The following is an 18,109-nucleotide window of genomic DNA, read 5'->3' on the forward strand; positions in this document are numbered from 1 at the left end:
ATTCAGCGTCAGGACGCGGCCTTGACCTGCTGCTGCGTGGTGGTGGACTTCGCCGTGGAAACCGGCATCACGGACTTAGCGCGGTAGGCAACACGCGGCTCACCCTTGTTCGTGGCCCAAGGCATCGCCTCTAAACCGTCCAAGGTCACTCGCTGCTCCCGGATCAACTCCGGCGGGTTGTCATCCGCCACCGTGACCTGGAGCACTTCAGCACCGTCATCGGTGTAGACAGCCACCTGGCACGCCCACAGCGGCAGCCCAGTACCTCCCTGCTTGTCCCGGCGCTGGTTTCCTTCGTTATCCACACGAGCCGCAAACGGCCGAGTTACCTCAACCTTGTTGAACTGCGACGTATCCAGAATCAGCCTCATAACAACGGCCTCCTTTTCCAGAGGAACATTTAGTCAGTTACTTGCGTGATCCCCATCGATGGGGACACGATTCACTGTGCGTCTGCCACTCCCCCTGCGGTAAGAGGCAACCGGGGGGCAAAATTAGGGGGCACGCTTGCCCCCTTAATCTTCGGAGCAATTAATCACGTGACTGTCGCGGATTCGACGTGCGTGGGGCCGAATGTCCCTCTTGCTGTCAACATCTTGCGATAGACTGGCGCCTGGCGACCGGATCAGCGACGGAGGGGAGTCGACTGGTGACGCAGAGCGACCGGCCTGAGTGGGCTGAGCGATTACTGCGCGAGCGCACGACGCGCGGCTGGACTCAGCGCGACGTCGTCAGAGCCATGCGCAACTTCACGGACGAGGAAATCCCCAACGTCGAGCAGTGAGAACAGAACATGCTCGACCAATACAAGCGCTGGGAGCGCGGTCGTCACAAGCCCACAGATCCACGACACCGCGGCCTGCTGGCGGCCATCTATGGCACCGTCTCCGACTCCCTGTTCGGTGAAACCCGGTCCAAGATTGTCCTCCCCGGTGAACCAGTGGACGACTGGCTGATCGCCCAGGCAGGGATGGACACCATGGAGATACTCCAGCGCATACGTCGGCCGTCGATCAACGACAGCACGGTCGACGCCTTGTCACTCAAGATCGAGCAATTGTGCTGTGAGTACCCGTACGCGGACCCGCGCGACCTGATCATCCGGGGACGGGAATGGCTCAACAAGCTCACCCAGCTCCTGCGGGAGAACAACCTCACGCTGGACCAGCACCGCGACATTCTGCATGGCGCGGGCCAGCTTGCCTTGCTCGTGGGTTGCGTCGAGTACGACATCAACGACCAGACGTTCGCCGAAGCCACCCGCAGCGCCGCCATGCAGCTCGGTGTCGAGTCCGGTAGCGCGCACATCGTCGGATGGGCACACGAAATGACCGCCTGGTTCGCGCTAACCCGGGGCGACTATCGAAAGGCGATCGACGCGGCACAAGCGGGACAGGCCAGTTCACCTAACCAATCTGTGGCAGTACAGCTCGCCGCCCAGGAAGCCAAGGCATGGGCACGCATGGGCGACCACCGCAACGTCACCCACGCGTTAGAACGCGGACGCCAACTGCTGGAACGGATGCCGTACCCGGAGCGCCCGGACAATCACTTCGTCGTCGACCCCGACAAGTTCGACTTCTACGCCATGGACTGCTACCGCATCGTCGGCGAGAACTCCCTCGCCGCCATGCACGCCAACGAAGTCGTACGCAAGGGCACACGACCCGACGGCACCGAAATCTCCCCGATGCGCAACGCGGAGGCACGCATCACCCTTGGCGTCGTTGCCGCTCGCGAAGGGGATCTCGAACAGGCGGTCAGCCACGGTCTCAACGCGCTCAGCAGCTCTCGTCAGTCACGCCCGTCGCTGACCATGGTCGGCTCCGAACTCGACGGCACACTCCGCACCCGCTTCGGCTCCGAGCCGGAAACCACCGAGTATCACGACGCCTTTGTCAGCCTCCGTCGCCCGGCGTAACAAGATGCGGCGGGCTCAACCGGGACACCGAACAATGACACTCTCAGTGGACGTAAGACTACGTGCAGTCGAGCTACGCAGATAGCTCAAACAGCATAGGTTCAATGCAACAGCCACCTCGACGGCGACAACGGAGTGAAGCGCTCACGCCGTTAATGCTTGGCGCAGTATGCGTGGCGCTCTGGCCCTGGGCTGGTTGGTCGTGGTGGCCGTGGCTGTATGGACTGGCAGCGCTGACGATCCTGCGCGTGCTTCGACTGAACGCCTGGATCAGCGAGAGGGCCGCACTCTCCATTGCGCTGGCCGTCGTGCTCGTGGCCCTGAGCCAGCGCGTATCGGGGTGGGCGTTCGGCACCACCGCGGGGCTGCTGCTGGCCAGCCTGGGTGGACTCGCATTAGCACGCCAGCTTCCGTGGAGCGTTCCACGTCGCACGGCCGTCACCGGCATCACCGTGGGGTTACTGCTGTCAACCGTCTTCCTCACCATGTACATCGTGCACGCCCAGCAGGAGAAGGCGCGACAAGAACGAGCTGAACAGATCGCGCGGGAAGAGCTCATGGCTCGGGCGATGCCACGCACCCCGCAAGCTCTCGTGCGCTCATTTCTCGGGAATGTTGCGGACCTCGACGTCCACCGCGTGTGCGTCTGGCGGCTCTCGGACACAGCGCGACAGCAATTCACCGAGGCATGGAGGGCCGACGACTGCCCCGCTGCCGTGAGGGCCATGCACGCTGAGATCCGCGACATACGCACCTACGTTTCCGACATGTGGCCCCCCGCAGACATATTCATCCCGCGAACCGCTGGGCAACGCGTACACGCGGACGCATGTCAACTGGAATGGAGCAACATCCTCACGGGATCACCTCTCACTCCACCAGGTCCACAACTTGGTAAATTGATGATTGAACGTCAGCACCGGTATGGCTACCAAGTGGTTAGCTACCATCCATGTTAAAAGCCATGGGACTAAAGAATCCAAATTCAGTCATACGAAGTCTGGTCCAGGCCCCTTTGCGAGCTTGGCTGTCGACACCGTGGCGCAACGCATTGTCCTACTGCTATGTCCGTGCGCCGCATTCGGCAGGAGCATGTGCCGAATCGGGACTGTTGCATGAGCGGTGTTTCCGGCCCGACACGCCGGGCCGAGGTTCGGCGGGATTGGGCACTGTGAGTGATGACATCTGACGCCGTGAGCGCAGATAAGGAGATCAAGAAGTCGGGGCGGCAGCTGTCGCCGGAGCAGGCCGCTGCGGCGGCGATGGTGGGCGAGGCCCGCGAGCGTGGGCTGGCGCTGACCGGGCCGGACGGGCTGTTGAAGCTGTTCACCAAGAACGTGCTGGAGACGGCGCTGAACGAGGAGATGACCGAGCATCTCGGGCACGAGAAGAATCGGGCCGAGTTGGATCGCGAATCGACCAACATCCGGAATGGTACGCGGCCGAAGACGGTGGTCTCGGACGCGGCCGGAGAGGTTGACATCGACGTTCCGCGGGATCGGGAATCGACCTTCGAGCCGAAAATTGTGAAGAAGCGGCAACGCCGATTGACCGATGTCGACGAGATCGTGCTGTCGCTGTATGCGAAGGGCTTGACCACCGGGGAGATCTCCGCGCACTTCGCCGAGATTTACGGCGCGTCGGTGAGCAAAGAGACCGTTTCCCGGATCACCGACAAGGTGATAGCGGAAATGGCCGAGTGGGCCAGCCGACCGCTCGAGCCGGTCTACGCCGCGCTGTTCATCGACGCTGTGCACGTGAAGGTACGCGACGGCCAGGTGGCCAACCGGCCCTTCTACGCCGCCATCGGCGTCACCGTGGACGGCCGCAAGGACGTCCTGGGGCTGTGGGCCGGCACCGGCGGCGAGGGCGCCAAGTACTGGATGAGCGTGCTCGTCGACCTGAAGAACCGCGGCGTGCGCGACGTGTTCTTCCTCGTCTGTGACGGCCTGAAGGGCCTGCCGGAAGTGGTCGAGCAGGTCTGGCCGCAGACCATCGTCCAAACATGCCTGATCCATCTCATCAGGAATTCCTTCCGGCTCACCTCCCGGAAACACGCCGATGCGCTGAAGCGCGATCTGAAAGCCATCTATGAGGCACCCAACGCAGGCGCCGCCGAAGCGGCTTTAGATGAACTCGACGAGAAATGGTCGAAAAAATATCCGGCCATGATTCGACTGTGGCGTAATGCCTGGACCGAGTTCGTCCCATTTCTTGACTACGATATTGAAATAAGGAGGCTGCTCTGCTCAACAAACGCCATTGAATCGTTGAACGCCCGATACCGCAGAGCGGTGCGGGCACGCGGGCACTTCCTATTAGTTACGTGGAATCTGACCGCAGCGGGGATCATCTCCCTGCGGTGTTACCACGGACTAAGGAGACGCTTTGGGCACGGTGGTGCTGGAGGAGAAGTGGCCGGTCCTGGCTCGGCACGAGCGGGCAGCTGTCTGGTTGCGGGTGTGGACCGATCTGGGTCGGGCCCCGCGGACGATCGACGCGTATGCGCGGGGCCTGGCCGAGTATCTGCAGGTCTGTGAACGCCACGGCATCGACCCGGTGGCGGCGAATCGAGCCGATGTCGCGGTGTTCGTTCGTGAGCTGACCGGCCGAGCGCGCCGCCGGGGCGCGAACGTGGTGTCGCTCGACTCCGGCTGCGGCCTGGCCAACGCCACGATCCAGCAGCGCCTGGTTCCGGTCCGATTGTTCTACGACTTCCTGGTCGAGGAAGGCGTCCGTGAGTCGAACCCCGTGGGGCGAGGCCGATATACGCCGGGGCGGACGTGGGGTGGGCAGCAGCGTGGCCTGGTGCCGCGGGTGGTGAAGCTGCCGTGGATCCCGACCGAGCGGCAGTGGTTGGACATCCTCGCGGTCGCGGCGGCCGAGCCGCCGCGGAACCGGTTGATGCTCGCCCTGGCCTATGACGCGGCGCTGCGGCGGGAGGAGTTGTGTTCGTTGCGCGCTGACGACCTCGACCCGGGTCGGCGGATGCTGCGAGTACGGGCGGAGACGACGAAGAACCGGCTCGAGCGGGTTGTGCCGTACTCGGCGCCGACCGGCGTGCTGCTGTCGGGATATCTGGCTCACCGGGCGACGATCAGCCGGGCCCGTGGACCGCTGTTCCTGTCGGAATCCCGCCGCAACCACTCCGAACCGTTGAGCTTGTGGACGTGGTCGAAGGTGGTGCGCCGCATCGCGCTAGCCGCCGGGGTTCCGCAGTTCTCCACCCACACCACCCGGCATCTGTGCTTGACGGATCTGGCGCGCATGGGCTGGGAGCTCCACGCCATCGCCACCTTCGCCGGGCATCGCAGCAGCGAAACGACACTCACCTATATCAACCCTCGGGAATTGCATCCAACGGGCGAGAAACTGCGGGTCGCCTGCTGAGAGCGCTTCGGCAATGCCGGTGGTGGGCGGCTGCGACACGCCGTCTGACCTGCGTCGCTTGCCGAGTGATCCCGTTAGGTGCATGATCCCTGCCCCAAACGGTCCTGGTGATCTTGGTTTGGAGGCGTGGTGGGACGGGGTGATCTGGCCGGCGCGGCGCACCTGGAGCTGGTCTCGGGTGTGGTGCAGTTGCGGCCGGAGGACGCCATGGTGGAGGCGATGCTGCGCGGCTGGCATGCTCAGCAGACGGCGCGGGGGCTGCAGGAGTCCACGATGGCCCCGCGGGTGCGATTGGTGCTTCAGTTCATCTCGTTCACCAATGAGTACCCGTGGAGCTGGGGACCGGCCCATGTGGACGAGTGGACGCAGTGGCTGACCAGCGAAAAGCATCTGACCCCGGCGACGATCCGGAACTATCAGACGGATCTGCGGTTGTTCAGCGAGTACCTGTGCGACGCCCGGTATGGCTGGGCGGCCGCGTGCGAGGGCGAGTTCGGGCCGGGGGTGCATCCGGTGCCGATCTGCCACGAGTGGAACACCATCGCCCACCTCAACGAGTACGAGGGTGATGCCGAGGCGCGGCCGTTCACCCGCGAGGAGTTGCAGCGGTTCCTCGACTACGCCGACGACCAGGTCGACCGCGCGGTGCGGGCGAAACGCAAGGGCGCACTGGCTGCCTATCGTGATGCCACGCTGTTCAAAGTCGCCTATGCGTGGGGGTTGCGCCGCACCGAGACGTCCAAACTGGACATCGCCGATTGGGGCCGGAATCCGGCGGCGCCGGAGTTCGGCCGGTACGGGATGCTGCACGTCCGCTATGGCAAGGCGGTGCGCGGGCAGCCACCGCGGCGGCGGAACGTGCCCTCGGTGATGGGGTGGGCGGTCGAGGCGGTGGCCGACTACGTGGACAACATCCGTCCGAGGTTCGGCTGCGACGAGCACCCGGCGATGTGGGTCACCGAACGCGGCGGAAGGGTCAAACCGGCGGAGGTCAATGCCCGGTTCGTCGCCTACCGCGACGCCCTCGGCCTGCCGAAACAGCTGACGCCCCACTCGCTGAGGCACTCGTGGGTCACCCATCTGACAGAGCAAGGCGTGGATCGTCGGTTCATCCAGGAGGCCGTGGGGCATCGGTGTGACACGTCGACGGCGATCTACACCCATGTGTCCGGTGACTTCATGAACACCGCGCTGCGCAAGGCGTTGAACCCGGCCTTCGACCCGCAATGTCGGAAGGAATCGTGAATGACCCGCAAACTCGACTACCGGTGGCGGCTGCGAAACGTCATGGCCGACCGGGGCCTGTTCGCCACCACCGACCTGATCGAACCACTGGCCCAGCGCGGCATCCACCTGTCGTCCAGCCAGGTCTACCGGCTGGTCGCCGAGCGGCCTGAACGGTTGAGCCTGAACGTGCTGATGGCGTTGCTGGACATCCTCGACTGCACGATGGACGAGTTGATCGAGCCGATCGCCGGGGCCACCCCGCTTCGCCGGTCCAAGGCTGTCGGCGATACCGAGGCCGGGGTCGGCGGTCTGCGCCCCAAGCGGGCCCGCATCACCCGCGTCGACGGGTAGACCATGCCAGTCCCGCTGGCACCGGAGGTGCTCGCCAACCCTATCGGCGTCATCGTCGACCTTGTCGCCGCACGCGAGCCCAACTTGGACCGCACGGTGATCGAAGCCACGGTGACCGGTGTTGCCGGGGGCCGGGCCAAGCGCCGCGGCATGGCCCAAGCGCTGCTTGAGAAGCCAGTGCTGCTGGCCGACGGTCGCTCCCCAGCACCCAGGGGTGTCGGGGATCTGCTCATCGCGCTGCGCGAGGCCGGCGCGATGGAAGTTTCGCCGCCGGTCTGCGCTGAATGCGGTAAACCCCTGCGCACCCTGCAGCGCCGCGGCCAGGACTGGTACTGCGGCGTTTGCGGTCCCCGGCGAGACGCCTGCGCGGCCTGCGGCAAGGTCCGGCCGGTGAACTGCCGAGACCGGGACGGGAATCCGCGATGCGCCCACTGCCCGCCCGATGCGGGTCGGGATCCCGTCGACATCGTCGTGGGCGTGGTGACCGGCGTGGATTCGACACTGTCGGCGGACGTCGTGGCCGCCGCAGTTCGTGCGACAGTGCCCGGCGCCGGACGCCGCTATCAGCTCGCATGGGCGGTGCAAGATCGGCCCGAACTGCTCACCGGGGCTGGCGCTGAGGCACCCGTTCTCGCAGTGCTGCGGCTGGTCGACAAGCTCCGCGACGCCGGAGCGCAGGCCATCGTGCGCCCGTCCTGTCCCGGCTGTGACCGAGTCATCCATTTGCACCGCCGGATCGACGGACAGTGGCTGTGTCGCAACTGTGTGGCCAAATCCCGCGCCCAACCCTGCTCGCGCTGCGGCGTGGTCCGCGAGGCGGCCACCCGCGACGAGCACGGCCAACCGCTGTGTCCGAACTGCATGATCACCGACCCCGCCAACCAGGAAACCTGCCTCGACTGCGGCCGACGCCGTCCCGTCAACGTTCGCACCGCCGAGGGGCCGCTCTGCGGCAGCTGCGTGCCATACAAGACCCTGACGTGCCAGATCTGCGGGAAGGACGCACCCTGCGTGATCTCCCAGGCGACCGGCACGCCCTGGTGCCGGGCCTGCAGACAGCGGTGGATTCGTTGCGTCGGCTGCGGCGAAGACGCACCGATCCGTGGCGGCACCCTCGATGAACCGCTCTGCGCGAGCTGCGCCCGTCCCGACCCTGGCTTCTGGCGCAGTTGCCCCAACTGCGGTCAACCCGACCGCATTCACGCTGGACGGTGCGCCCGCTGCGCCGTCCAGCAGCGGCTGCGCGACCTGCTCAGCAACGACAGCGGCGAGATTCGCCCCGAACTGCAAGGCCTCTACGACACCCTTGCCGAGGCAAAACGACCCACCACGGTCGCGAACTGGCTCAACAAGAGCGCCGCCCCGGCGATCCTGCGCGATCTGACCGGGCAATCGCTCACCCACGCGTCCCTGGACGCGCTGCCCGAGGAAAGACGGTCGAACACCTGCGCAGCGTCCTGGTCGCCATCGGAACGCTGCCGCCACGGGATGAGCAGATGGCGCGGCTGGAACGGTGGATCACCGACATCGTCGCCGACCGTGCTGACCCCGACGAGCGGCAGATGCTGCACCGCTACGCCGTCTGGCATGTCATGCGGCGGCTGCGTGGCCGAGTCAAGGGCGCCGACACCACCCACGAGCAGGTCGTCGCTGCGCAGCGGGTTATCAAGGCCGCCATCACCCTGCTCGATTGGCTCACCGATCACAGGCTCACGCTGGCCACGGCGCGGCAAGGCGACCTGGATGCCTGGCTGGCCACCACGAAACGCAGCTACCGCACCGAGGCCGGCAACTTTGTCCGCTGGGCCAAGAAACAGAAACTGACCCAGCTCGACTTCCCAGCCACGAGGTGGGACGGACCCTCCGGCCTCATCGACACCGAAACCCGCTGGACACAGGCTCGCTGGCTGCTGCACGACGACACGCTCAAACCCGAGGACCGCGTCGCCGGGCTGCTCGTGCTGCTCTACGCCCAGTGGCCCGCCGCCCTCAGCCGCCTCACCATCGACCACGTCGAACACCACGACAACCAAGTACGCCTGCGGCTCGGACGCGAGCCGATCGAGCTGCCCGAACCCCTCGCTGAGCTCGTTCTCCAGGTTGTCGCCGCCCGCCACGGCAAGGCCGTCGTCGGCGACCAGGGAACCTCCCCCTGGCTGTTCCCCGGCGGTCAGCCCGGCCGGCCCATCAGCGCATTCGGCCTCGCCGAACGTCTCCGCAAGCTCGGCATCAACTCGGCCCGATCCCGATCCGCAGCGCTGTTTCAGCTCAGCACCGAACTGCCTGCTGCCGTCCTGGCCCGACTGCTCGGCATCCACATCACCGTCGCCGTCGCCTGGCAACGCGCCAGCAGCGGCGACTGGACCAACTACGCCGCCGAAATCAGCCGCCGAAGCAGCCGATGAAGCCAGGAATTCGGACAGTTCTGATACCTGAGTCCGCCAGAGCATCTGTCCGGGCGGGAGCTGGCCGACAAGCTCGCACGCGGCATGGAGCAGATCCACAGCTGGCGCGTGGAGATGCTGACCAGCCTCGGCGAGCCGGAAGCCCGCGTCCGATGACCACGACAGTTTCGGCGGCCGCCACCCGGTCGACCGCGGCTCGTGCCTGGGCATGGCCACTGGATCTGAACCGCTACCGACGCCACGGCCAGCTTGCCGACGCCGAATCCGACGGGCTGCACACGCTCGGATTCGAGCTGCTGCGGCTCGGCCAGGACCGCAATTCGCAAGGCTGGCAAGCGATTCGGCGGCTAACAGCACCGCTGGACGACACGCAGACGATGCTGCACTGGCATCCCGACAACCGGTATCAGCGTCGGTTCGCCCGCGATGCCGCGGCTGTCGTGCTGCACCACTGCGCCGAGCTCGGCCGGGCGTTCTGGGCCTGGTCGACACACGAGTGGGCTGAGCTGCTGCGCCCCGAGCACCTGCGCCATCGCTATCCCGGACAGGTCGGCATGTCCGCCCGCCCCTATCTGCTCGCCTATGCTTACCTGCTGACCCGGTTCACCGCGTTCGACCTGGTTGGGCCGTTCGAGCGACGGTCGTTGGCGCAGAAGGTGTTCGGCGCCGACGCCGTCGAGCAGGCGATCGAGCCGATCCGCGAGGTCCTGACCGGTTGGGGCTACCGCGCCAACGAACTGGCCCCGCTGGTCTGCACCCTGCTGCTACTCAACGGCAGCCCACGGCTGAGTGACCTGTCCTCGGAGGTGCTGGCCGAGCTGCGCACGCATCCGGCGATGCAGCGTCACCATCACATCCGTCACCTGCACGGCATTCATCGGGCCCTGGCGGCGCTCGGGCATGCCGGAGCGCCACCGGCGCCGAAATACGGTGACGGGCCCGCCCCGATCACGGGCACCGCCGCGGCCTGGGCGCAGTGGGTCGAACGCTGGCACGCCACCGCGACCCTGGAGCCGACCACACGGGACATCTACCGGGTCGTGCTCGCCAAGATTGGTCGATGGCTCGCCGCCGAACACCCCGACATCACCGAGCCGGGCCAGTGGACCCGACAGACCTGCGCGGCCTGGGTCGCCGCCGTCGACCGGATGACCGTCGGCGATCACGCCCAGTCCGCGGCCTGGCTCAACGGACGCCACGGCGATCTTGGAAAACCGTTGTCGCCGAAGACTAAACGCGCCTATCTGCGCGTCGCACGCACCTTCTTCCGCGACTGCCAGGACTGGGAGTGGATGCAGCGCCGGTTCGACCCCGCGCGAGCGCTGGCCACCCCACCCAGCATCACAGCGTTGCAAGGCCCGGATCCCCGCGTGATCGCCGACGACATCTGGGCGAAACTGCTCTGGGCCGGCCTCAACCTCGACAGCGCAGACCTGCCCAGCGGCTGCGCGCACCCTCTCGAGATGGTCCGCGCCATCACGCTCACCTGGTTGTTCAGCGGCCAGCGCAGCGACGAAATCGCCCGCATCCGCGTCGGCTGCATCCGCTGGCAACACGACCGCACACCGACCAACGACGATCCCAGCCAAGCCAGCGACGCCGTCTGCCTGCTCGACGTCCCCACGCACAAGACCGGCACCGCGTTCACCAAGCCGGTCGACCCGCTGCTAGGCCAGGGCATCGAGGAATGGCAGGCCGTCCGGCCGCCGCAACCAGCCATACTCGACCACAAAACCGGCGAACGGGTGCACTTCCTGTTCGCCGTCCGCGCCGGGCGGATCAGCAAGAACTACATCAACGAAAAGATCATCCCGATGCTCTGCCGCAAAGCCGGCGTCCCCACCGTCGACGTTCGCGGACGCATCACCAGCCACCGAGCCCGCTCCACCATCGCGACGCAGCTCTACAACGCCAAGGAGCCCATGACGTTGTTCGAGCTGCAGGCCTGGCTCGGACACCGCAGCCCGGAATCGACCCAGCACTACGCCAAGATCAGCCCGAACACCCTCGCCAAGGCCTACAACGACGCCGGCTACTTCGCCCGCAACACCCGCACCATCGAGGTCCTCGTCGACCGCGACGCCGTCACCAGCGGCACCGCGGCGGCCGGCCAACCCTGGCAGCACTACGACCTCGGCCACGGCTTCTGCACCTACACCTTCTTCGAGCAATGCCCGCACCGGATGGCCTGCGCCCGCTGCGACTTCTACACACCCAAGGACTCGAGCAAAAGCCAACTCCTGCAAGCGAAAACGAACCTGCAGCGAATGGAGGCGAGCATCCCACTCACCGACGACGAACAGGCCGCCGTCGAGGACGGTCAGGCCGCCCTCGACCAGCTGCTGCAACGCCTCGCCGACGTCCCCACCCCCAACGGGGCCACACCGCGAGAACTCGGCACCCCGGTGACACTCACCCAGCTACCGATCGTAGCCGTCAACCACGGTCGACCAGCACGAACTTGACAAACCTGATTCCACAGAACAACCGAGCAAGCAGCGATGAAATGCCTCTACCTCGTCACCCGAAGCCTCGACCCGACCGGGACGGGAGCCACCCGATGGATGATGCGCTGGAAGCCAGTAATCAACGCATTCGCCATCACCTTCGGTGACCGCTGGCCGGCGGCCGAGACCTACTGACCAACTACGCCGGAAACACCGTTCACGTTACGGACCCGCCGAATCCGGCGCTGGTATCTGTGGCGTTCGGCGGAGCGCAGTGAAGCGTGCGCGTGCCGCGGTTCTTCGTGCCGGAGCTGAGACCATCCGGGAACGCGGGTGACCAGACGCGGATGCGGCTTTCCTCGGGCGGCGTGGCGTGGCAGCCGGTACCGGCGTGGGAGATCCGGACCGGTCCTCCCACGCCGGGTTGGTCAGCTCTCGGGCGGGTTTTGCGAGGCTGGACGGTGTGCCCTGGTCGCCCTGGCGGTGCGCGATCCGCCCGACGCCGGGAACGGTGTGGACCTCCTTACTGGTGTCGTTGAGCGCGTGTACATGCTTGACCGATGTGTTGATTCCCCGACTTGGCTCAATTTAGTGCGCACTGTCGTGCTGGTGGATGGCGTCGAGCGCGTCGCTGAGTGAGGTGTGTCTGAGTTAATTGACCAATCGCGGGTTGAAATACCCAGCCACGGCCGGTGCGTGGTCATTGGTTCTCCTCAGGTGCTCTGCTTCGACGGTATGCCAGGCGGTTCTCGCGTGCTTGGGCGAGTCCGTCGCGTCGGTTCTTGCGGATGGCGTCACCTCGTCCTTCGTGTTCGTCGTCGGGCGTGACATACCCGATGGCGGCGTGCAGCCTGACCCCGTTGTATTGGGCCCGTACGAGCTCGAGTTCGGCTTCGAGCTCGCCGGGGTCGCGGATCTTTTCCAGGTGCGGCCACTCGCCCTTCACGTGCCCGAACAGCGTCTCGATCCACGCCTGATCGGTCGGTGTGCCGGGCCGTCCGAACTGGCGGGCGATGGCCACACCGGCGAGGAACTCGCGGGTGGTGTGGCTGCGCATCTGCGGCCCGTTGTCGCTGATGGCCAGCAGCAACGGCAGCTGCCCGTCACCGATCGCGGTGCCGACGGCGTCGCGGTCGCCGGAGGCCAGCGCGGCCACCAGCGCGTCGGTCGCGCGGGCGTCGGCGGCCGCCCACAGGTTCTCGGCCTCCAGCGCGTCGGTGAAGGCGACCTCGACCTGGGTGGAAGACTCCTCGGCCGACACCAGGGTGGTGATCCACTTGCGGGAGACGATGTCGAGGATCGCGATCGCGGCGACCCGGGCGCGGGTGAAGTGCGTGAAGTCGTAACCCCACACCCGGTTGGGCTTCCACTCCAGCCAGGGCGGCCACTCCGCCCGACCGATCGGCTCGCGGGGCGGCTGACCAGGAAGAACGAGCCGTTCGGCGGCCAGGATCCGCCGCACCGTGGACTCGGAGACATGCACCAGTCCGATCCGCGAGCCGCGGTGGGCGAGCTTGCGATGACTACGGTCGGTCTCGCCCCAGGTCTCGAACAGCTCCACGACCGCGGCCCGCTCGCCCGGCAGGATCCCGTGCAGGGGATGCCCGCCCGGCGGTAGGTCGTCCAGCCGCCCGGCGGCCTGGCGGGCCAGCCACGCCTGGTAGCGACCGTGTTCCAGGCCCAGCCGGTCACATGCCCGCCGCGCCGACCAGCCACGCTCGACGGCGTGCTCGATCAACTCGAGTAGGCCGGCCTTCACGTCAGCGTGCACCCGCGCCGGGACCGGGCCGGCCATCAGCCCCAGGCGGGTTTTCCTCGTGCAGATGCAGCGCCACCGCCTGCTCGGTCACCGTGGCGCGCAGCCGCTCGGCCTCCGCCCGCGCCTCCTCCAACTCCAGCTGCTCGACTGTCTTGCCCGGCCGGCCCGGCCGAGCCGACAGCGCGGTCAGCGCGCCCTGCTTGGCGGTACGGCAGATCGTGGTCACCGTGGTGCGGTCGACCTTCCACTTCTGCGCGGCCTCCCGCTGCGTGCACTGCCCAGTCAGCACCGACACATACATCTCGTACTTCTGGCTCGGCGAGAGCAGCCGTCGCTGCTTGCGTGCCTTCATGGGCGTATTGGACGTCATCATCAGCCTCCGGAACGGTCAGACACACCGCTTCGTGGCTGGGTATTTCAAAGATCAAATGGTCATCTAACTCAGACGCAAGACGCTGAGGTCGGCCGGTAGCGGGTCGGCGGCGGTGATGGTCTGGCTGCCTGCCTGGATTTTGATGGTGCGGTAGCGGCGGGCGGTGCGTACGAACTTCTTGATGGACCAGCCGGTGCGGTCTTCGATCCAGCGACTGATTGCGAGTGCTGCGAACACGATGGTCAGGTGCGCCTCGATGGAGTCGCGTTTGCGGGCATAGATCGGTCGGGCTTGCAGGTCGTGCTTGGACATCCGGAACGACTTTTCGATCTGGAACAGTCGGTGGTAGGCGCCGATCACGAACTCCGGTGTCACCGGTGTGCCGTCGGGGCAGGCGGCGAGGTTGGTGACATAGCCCTTCAGCCCGGCCAGCGCCCGTGCCTTGGCCTCCAGGTCACGGTTGACGGTCTTGGTCGCGCCGGACAGTTGGACGAACCGGTTGCGCTTGACCGCGGCCTTGCCGGCGACGGCTTTCTCGGCTTTGGCGACCTGCTCGTCGATGCCGCGCAGCGTGCGCCGCGCCCGATCAGCGCGATATTGGTAGTAGATGACCTGGTCACGGCGGTTGTCGGTGTGTCCGGCTGGCCAGGGCTGGGTGAAGATCTGTCCGTCGGCGATCGCGGCATCGGGATGCTTCTGGTACCACTCGGCAACCACGTACGGGACATCGGGGATGCGCATGCCGAGGATGAACGACAACCCCGCCTTCTCGATCGCCTGCTGGTTGGCCTTCGAGATCATCCCCGCGTCGGCCACCACGGTCACATCGGTGAGCCGGTGGGCGGCCATGAACGCCTCGAGGGTCGGCAGCATCGTGGCGGTCTCGGCCTTGTTGCCCTCGAATGCGTTGACCATCAACGGGAAACCGGTGGCGTTGGTGAGCAGCCCGATGGTGATCTGGGGCTCCAACCTGCGTTCCTTCGAAAACCCGGGTTCGCGGAACCCATCACCGGCGTCAGTCTCGAAGTACAACGTGGAGACGTCATACAGGACCAGCGACGCCGGGCCCAGGCCAGCGTGCGCGGCGCACACCGCTGCTAACCGCTCCCGCCACGATTCCTGGGCGTAGACAGGCAGGTGGCGTTTGACCGTCGCATACGACGGCGGGCCGGTCCCGACTTCCTCCAGCACTCGCAGCGCATCCAGCTTGCTGGTCGGCTCGATGATCCGCGCCAACACTAGGCACCGGAACATCTCGTCGCCATCAGCAGCAACATCGAAGCCCAGCGCGTCATACGCCTGCGAGAGTGCGTCCCACAGATGCCCCATCCGCGACGAGGTGATCGGCAACGGCCCGCCAGCCCTGCGGCCTGCCTCCCCGGCGGGCGCGAGGTCGAGGTCAAGCTCGCCCTGCCCCGCGGCCAACCGCTGCCTTGCGGCCGCCTTCAACAGCTCAACTTCAGCTTCGTCGTGCGCCGAGCCCACATGTTCGATGTCGCGCGATCCTCGCCGCGAGGAGTGCACGATCTGCACCGCCGTCGCTCCCGAAGCCGTCTTCACCGTGCGCACATACGCCACCGGACCACCCTACGATCCGAATTAGTGCGCAAATCCGCACCATGGGCGCAGCAAAACCGCAGGTCAACGAATCGAGCTCGATCACAACCGGCGATCATGAGCCAAGTCAGGTTACTGGTGTCGTTGAGCGCGTGTACATGCTTGACCGATGTGTTGATTCCTCGGTGGCACAGTAGACCCGCGGTCTACACGACGCGCGCTACGCATAGGATCGATTGGCCGAATGGCACCGTGACGAACCGCTCGATGCTTTTGGTGGCGGGCACGGCGTAGCGGTCGTAGAGCGAGACCAGTTTCGGATTGGGTGTGCGTACACCGCCCTTGCGTACCGCGGCCCACCAGGCGAGTCCGCCGATGAAATTCACTGGGCGCGCGGTGTCGACGCGTAAGCCGGCAGCGCGCACGGCGGTGCTGATGGTGTGAGGGGTGTAGCGGCGCAAGTGGCCGACTTTGCGGTCGAACTCGCCGTAGAGCCGCTGGTAGCCGGGCACCCACAACACGATCGTTCCTTCGGGCACGACGGACTTCGCCATGTCGCGCAGCGCCGCGACGTCGTCGTCGATGTGCTCGAGCACGTTGATCGACACCAATGATTCCACCGGTTCTGATAGTGGGGTGGATCCGTCGATGTGGAACGTGTCGACTTCGATCTCGGGGCGGTCGGCGAACCGTCGCCTCATCCGTGCCACCGCGCCCGGATCGACGTCCGTGACGACGTAACGGTCGAGCCCGGTGAATCCCTCCGCGAACTCACCGAGACCGGCACCGACCTCTAGTACGGTTCGCCCGCAGTGCTCGCCGATCAGTTCGCGCTGGTACCGCAGATAGTTCGGCTTCCCGCGATCGTTCTCCAAGGAACGTCCGGTTGCCGCCGTGAACGCGCCTTCACCGTAGCTGTCGTGATCGTGCATTGCCTACTCCTGTGACGGTTCGCTACCGGTGGCTTGGTGGTGCGATCGCGCTGCTCGGCGGAGTTCGTAGCCGGTTGCTCGTGCCAGCCCGCGGTTGACCAGGTCGCGCCAGCCCTTCCGCGCGGTAACCCGCGCGACCGGCTGCTCCGCCTCGTTGGGCGCCGCGACGGTGGGAATCAACGACGCGTCCGGTGGCGTGATGGTGGTCGAGGTGCTGCCGCTGACACCGGATCCGGTCGTTGCGCTGGGCGTCGGTGGGATCGACGCTCCAGATCGGCAGCGCAGGGTGACGCGCTCGCCGTTGGCGTAGTCGTGGACGATGCCGGCGTCGGGGTGTTTGGCCATGAGCGCGTGCCAGTCGCAGGTGTGCTCGATTTCGAAGTCGTAGGCGCGCAGCATCATCTGCAGTGCCGGGATTGACGGGCGGCCGACCAGCGTGGTCATGCCATGCGAGAACGGGTCGAGTGCGGCCTCACCGGGCTTATGCGGACGGTCGACATACAACTTAACGAACGGCTTGTCCCGGACCGGCACGACCTGGGTGTCCACGAGTAGATGTTGCGGGTCGATCTGGCGGATCCGGTACAGCAGCTCGGTGTGCCGATACGTGTGGTACAGGTAGCCGAGACAAAGGACGACGTCCACCTCGAAATCCTCACGCCTCAGGACATCGAAAATGTCGCCACAAATAAATCGGTAGCTGTCCGGATCGGCGCCGTAATGCGCGAGATTGGCACTGGCGTTATCCACCGCCTCCTGGCGGGCCTCGATGCCGGTGACATGGGCCGCGCCCGTGCGCAGCGCCGCGAAGGACCATCGGCCGTCGTGGGAGGCCAGGTCGAGAACGCGAGCGCCTTGGAAAATGTCGCTGTTTTCTCCGAATATGGCCTCATAGCGGAGGTTGAGACGACCGCGTTTCGGGATGACCGAACTGGTCTCAAAAAATCGTGGGAAATCATCGAAGAACATTATCTGTGCCTTTCTGGATGCTTTCACCCTCGGCAGCGGTAGCGGTCGGCAAGGAAAGCGCCGGCGCCGCCGATCCTCGGGTCAGAGGCAGTCGAAGCAGGAGCAGGCGCGAAACTGCTGCACGGGACACCTCGACGAATGCAGCGCAGTGCGGAATGCGCTCCGCGCTGGTAGCCACAGGGGTGTAATACAGCGATGCGCCAGCTGCCCGAGGCAAGCGTTCACGTCGGTGTCGAACGAAGCGTGCGACACCGTGTGGTAGTGATTCGGGCTCAGGGATGGCGCGCAGGCAGGCCAGCCACAGATAAGGCAGGTGGCGGCGCCCAGCCCGTCGCCGGATCAGCACATGGTGTGAGGCGGGGCGCGGCCGTCGCAGGTTCGATACGGCTGATATTCGTAATGGTCCTCAGGCGGCCCAGAAACGCAGAGGACGGTTTGCCCGGGAGGAAGGATGTCGCAGCCCGCGGGCTCTGCCGCGGCCAGTTGATGGTCGATGACTCGCCGACTGGTGGCGCGTTCCCAATCCTGGGAACTCTTCAGTTTGCGATCCTCGGGGCCACCTCGCGGGTGCGCACGTTGCGCGCATCGGTCACGACCGGCACCCGAACCCCGATCGGATTCGAGCGAATGCGCCGACGCGGCAGGCTCAGCAGCTCGTGGCTGACCAGCCATAACGGGCGACACCCCTGTCGCACCCAGGACCGCGGCCACAGCGCCCAGGACCGCGACAACGATTCCGAGCGCGGCCAAGCGCGACCACGCTCTCGGGTCACCGCAG

Annotated in this window: 15 protein-coding genes and 1 pseudogene; 10 read left to right on the forward strand and 6 right to left on the reverse strand. The window is 66.0% G+C overall.

Annotated elements, in window-relative coordinates:
• Window positions 1-8: 8 nt before the first annotated feature.
• Complete coding sequence (locus tag ACFQGD_RS20210) at window positions 9-371, reverse strand: hypothetical protein (RefSeq protein ID WP_345400595.1); 363 nt, start codon at window positions 369-371, stop codon at window positions 9-11.
• A gap of 278 nt (window positions 372-649) precedes the next feature.
• Between ACFQGD_RS20210 and ACFQGD_RS20215 the strand changes: the two genes are divergently transcribed.
• From ACFQGD_RS20215 to ACFQGD_RS20260, 10 genes and pseudogenes are all read left to right on the forward strand, one after another.
• Window positions 650-784, forward strand: coding sequence for a hypothetical protein (locus ACFQGD_RS20215; protein ID WP_345400592.1), 135 nt, complete (start codon window positions 650-652; stop codon window positions 782-784).
• A 9-nt stretch (window positions 785-793) separates the two neighbouring features.
• Entirely contained in the window at window positions 794-1,921 is a 1,128-nt protein-coding gene (locus tag ACFQGD_RS20220) for a hypothetical protein (protein ID WP_345400589.1), read from the forward strand.
• A gap of 248 nt (window positions 1,922-2,169) precedes the next feature.
• The gene (locus ACFQGD_RS20225) at window positions 2,170-2,880 is read left to right on the forward strand and encodes a hypothetical protein (RefSeq protein ID WP_345400587.1); all 711 of its coding nucleotides are present in this window, start codon (window positions 2,170-2,172) and stop codon (window positions 2,878-2,880) included.
• A 219-nt stretch (window positions 2,881-3,099) separates the two neighbouring features.
• Window positions 3,100-4,461 carry an IS256 family transposase gene (locus tag ACFQGD_RS20230; protein ID WP_390221084.1) on the forward strand — a complete coding sequence of 454 codons (1,362 nt, stop codon included), beginning with the start codon at window positions 3,100-3,102 and terminating at the stop codon, window positions 4,459-4,461.
• Window positions 4,462-4,480: 19 nt separating this feature from the next.
• Entirely contained in the window at window positions 4,481-5,311 is an 831-nt protein-coding gene (locus ACFQGD_RS20235) for a tyrosine-type recombinase/integrase (RefSeq protein WP_390221085.1), read from the forward strand.
• 129 nt (window positions 5,312-5,440) lie between these two features.
• Window positions 5,441-6,556 carry a tyrosine-type recombinase/integrase gene (locus tag ACFQGD_RS20240; protein ID WP_390183717.1) on the forward strand — a complete coding sequence of 372 codons (1,116 nt, stop codon included), beginning with the start codon at window positions 5,441-5,443 and terminating at the stop codon, window positions 6,554-6,556.
• Window positions 6,557-6,889, forward strand: coding sequence for a helix-turn-helix domain-containing protein (locus tag ACFQGD_RS20245; protein WP_345390872.1), 333 nt, complete (start codon window positions 6,557-6,559; stop codon window positions 6,887-6,889).
• Window positions 6,890-8,385: 1,496 nt separating this feature from the next.
• A complete protein-coding gene (locus ACFQGD_RS20250) occupies window positions 8,386-9,294 on the forward strand; it encodes a hypothetical protein (RefSeq protein WP_390221041.1) in 909 nt (302 codons plus the stop codon).
• Between the two features lie 152 nt (window positions 9,295-9,446).
• On the forward strand, window positions 9,447-11,759 hold the full coding sequence (locus tag ACFQGD_RS20255) for a tyrosine-type recombinase/integrase (RefSeq protein ID WP_345390917.1): 2,313 nt from the start codon (window positions 9,447-9,449) through the stop codon (window positions 11,757-11,759).
• Window positions 11,760-11,771: 12 nt separating this feature from the next.
• Window positions 11,772-11,936 (forward strand): annotated as a pseudogene (locus ACFQGD_RS20260) (IS256 family transposase); the annotation flags it as partial.
• A gap of 505 nt (window positions 11,937-12,441) precedes the next feature.
• Here the strand turns inward: ACFQGD_RS20260 and ACFQGD_RS20265 are convergent.
• From ACFQGD_RS20265 to ACFQGD_RS20285, 5 genes are all read right to left on the reverse strand, one after another.
• Complete coding sequence (locus ACFQGD_RS20265; protein ID WP_345398882.1) at window positions 12,442-13,536, reverse strand: integrase core domain-containing protein; 1,095 nt, start codon at window positions 13,534-13,536, stop codon at window positions 12,442-12,444.
• On the reverse strand, window positions 13,502-13,852 hold the full coding sequence (locus ACFQGD_RS20270) for a hypothetical protein (RefSeq protein ID WP_390221086.1): 351 nt from the start codon (window positions 13,850-13,852) through the stop codon (window positions 13,502-13,504). The genes ACFQGD_RS20265 and ACFQGD_RS20270 overlap by 35 nt, the downstream gene beginning before the upstream one ends.
• 84 nt (window positions 13,853-13,936) lie before the next feature.
• A complete protein-coding gene (locus ACFQGD_RS20275; protein ID WP_425557350.1) occupies window positions 13,937-15,451 on the reverse strand; it encodes an IS1634 family transposase in 1,515 nt (504 codons plus the stop codon).
• Between the two features lie 185 nt (window positions 15,452-15,636).
• Complete coding sequence (locus ACFQGD_RS20280; RefSeq protein ID WP_345399117.1) at window positions 15,637-16,362, reverse strand: class I SAM-dependent methyltransferase; 726 nt, start codon at window positions 16,360-16,362, stop codon at window positions 15,637-15,639.
• A gap of 3 nt (window positions 16,363-16,365) precedes the next feature.
• On the reverse strand, window positions 16,366-17,331 hold the full coding sequence (locus ACFQGD_RS20285; protein ID WP_345399114.1) for a class I SAM-dependent methyltransferase: 966 nt from the start codon (window positions 17,329-17,331) through the stop codon (window positions 16,366-16,368).
• Window positions 17,332-18,109: the final 778 nt, after the last annotated feature.

This window comes from Haloechinothrix salitolerans (genome assembly GCF_042662605.1).
Classification (GTDB): Bacteria; Actinomycetota; Actinomycetes; order Mycobacteriales; family Pseudonocardiaceae; genus Haloechinothrix_A; species Haloechinothrix_A salitolerans.

Coding starts and splice junctions, on each gene's coding strand:
- ACFQGD_RS20220 (WP_345400589.1), top strand. CDS start 794: ATGCTCGACCAATACAAGCGCTGGGAGCGCGGTCGTCACAAGCCCACA.
- ACFQGD_RS20255 (WP_345390917.1), top strand. CDS start 9,447: ATGACCACGACAGTTTCGGCGGCCGCCACCCGGTCGACCGCGGCTCGT.
- ACFQGD_RS20230 (WP_390221084.1), top strand. CDS start 3,100: ATGACATCTGACGCCGTGAGCGCAGATAAGGAGATCAAGAAGTCGGGG.
- ACFQGD_RS20280 (WP_345399117.1), bottom strand. CDS start 16,362: ATGCACGATCACGACAGCTACGGTGAAGGCGCGTTCACGGCGGCAACC.
- ACFQGD_RS20245 (WP_345390872.1), top strand. CDS start 6,557: ATGACCCGCAAACTCGACTACCGGTGGCGGCTGCGAAACGTCATGGCC.
- ACFQGD_RS20210 (WP_345400595.1), bottom strand. CDS start 371: ATGAGGCTGATTCTGGATACGTCGCAGTTCAACAAGGTTGAGGTAACT.
- ACFQGD_RS20285 (WP_345399114.1), bottom strand. CDS start 17,331: ATGTTCTTCGATGATTTCCCACGATTTTTTGAGACCAGTTCGGTCATC.
- ACFQGD_RS20250 (WP_390221041.1), top strand. CDS start 8,386: ATGGCGCGGCTGGAACGGTGGATCACCGACATCGTCGCCGACCGTGCT.
- ACFQGD_RS20270 (WP_390221086.1), bottom strand. CDS start 13,852: ATGAAGGCACGCAAGCAGCGACGGCTGCTCTCGCCGAGCCAGAAGTAC.
- ACFQGD_RS20265 (WP_345398882.1), bottom strand. CDS start 13,536: ATGGCCGGCCCGGTCCCGGCGCGGGTGCACGCTGACGTGAAGGCCGGC.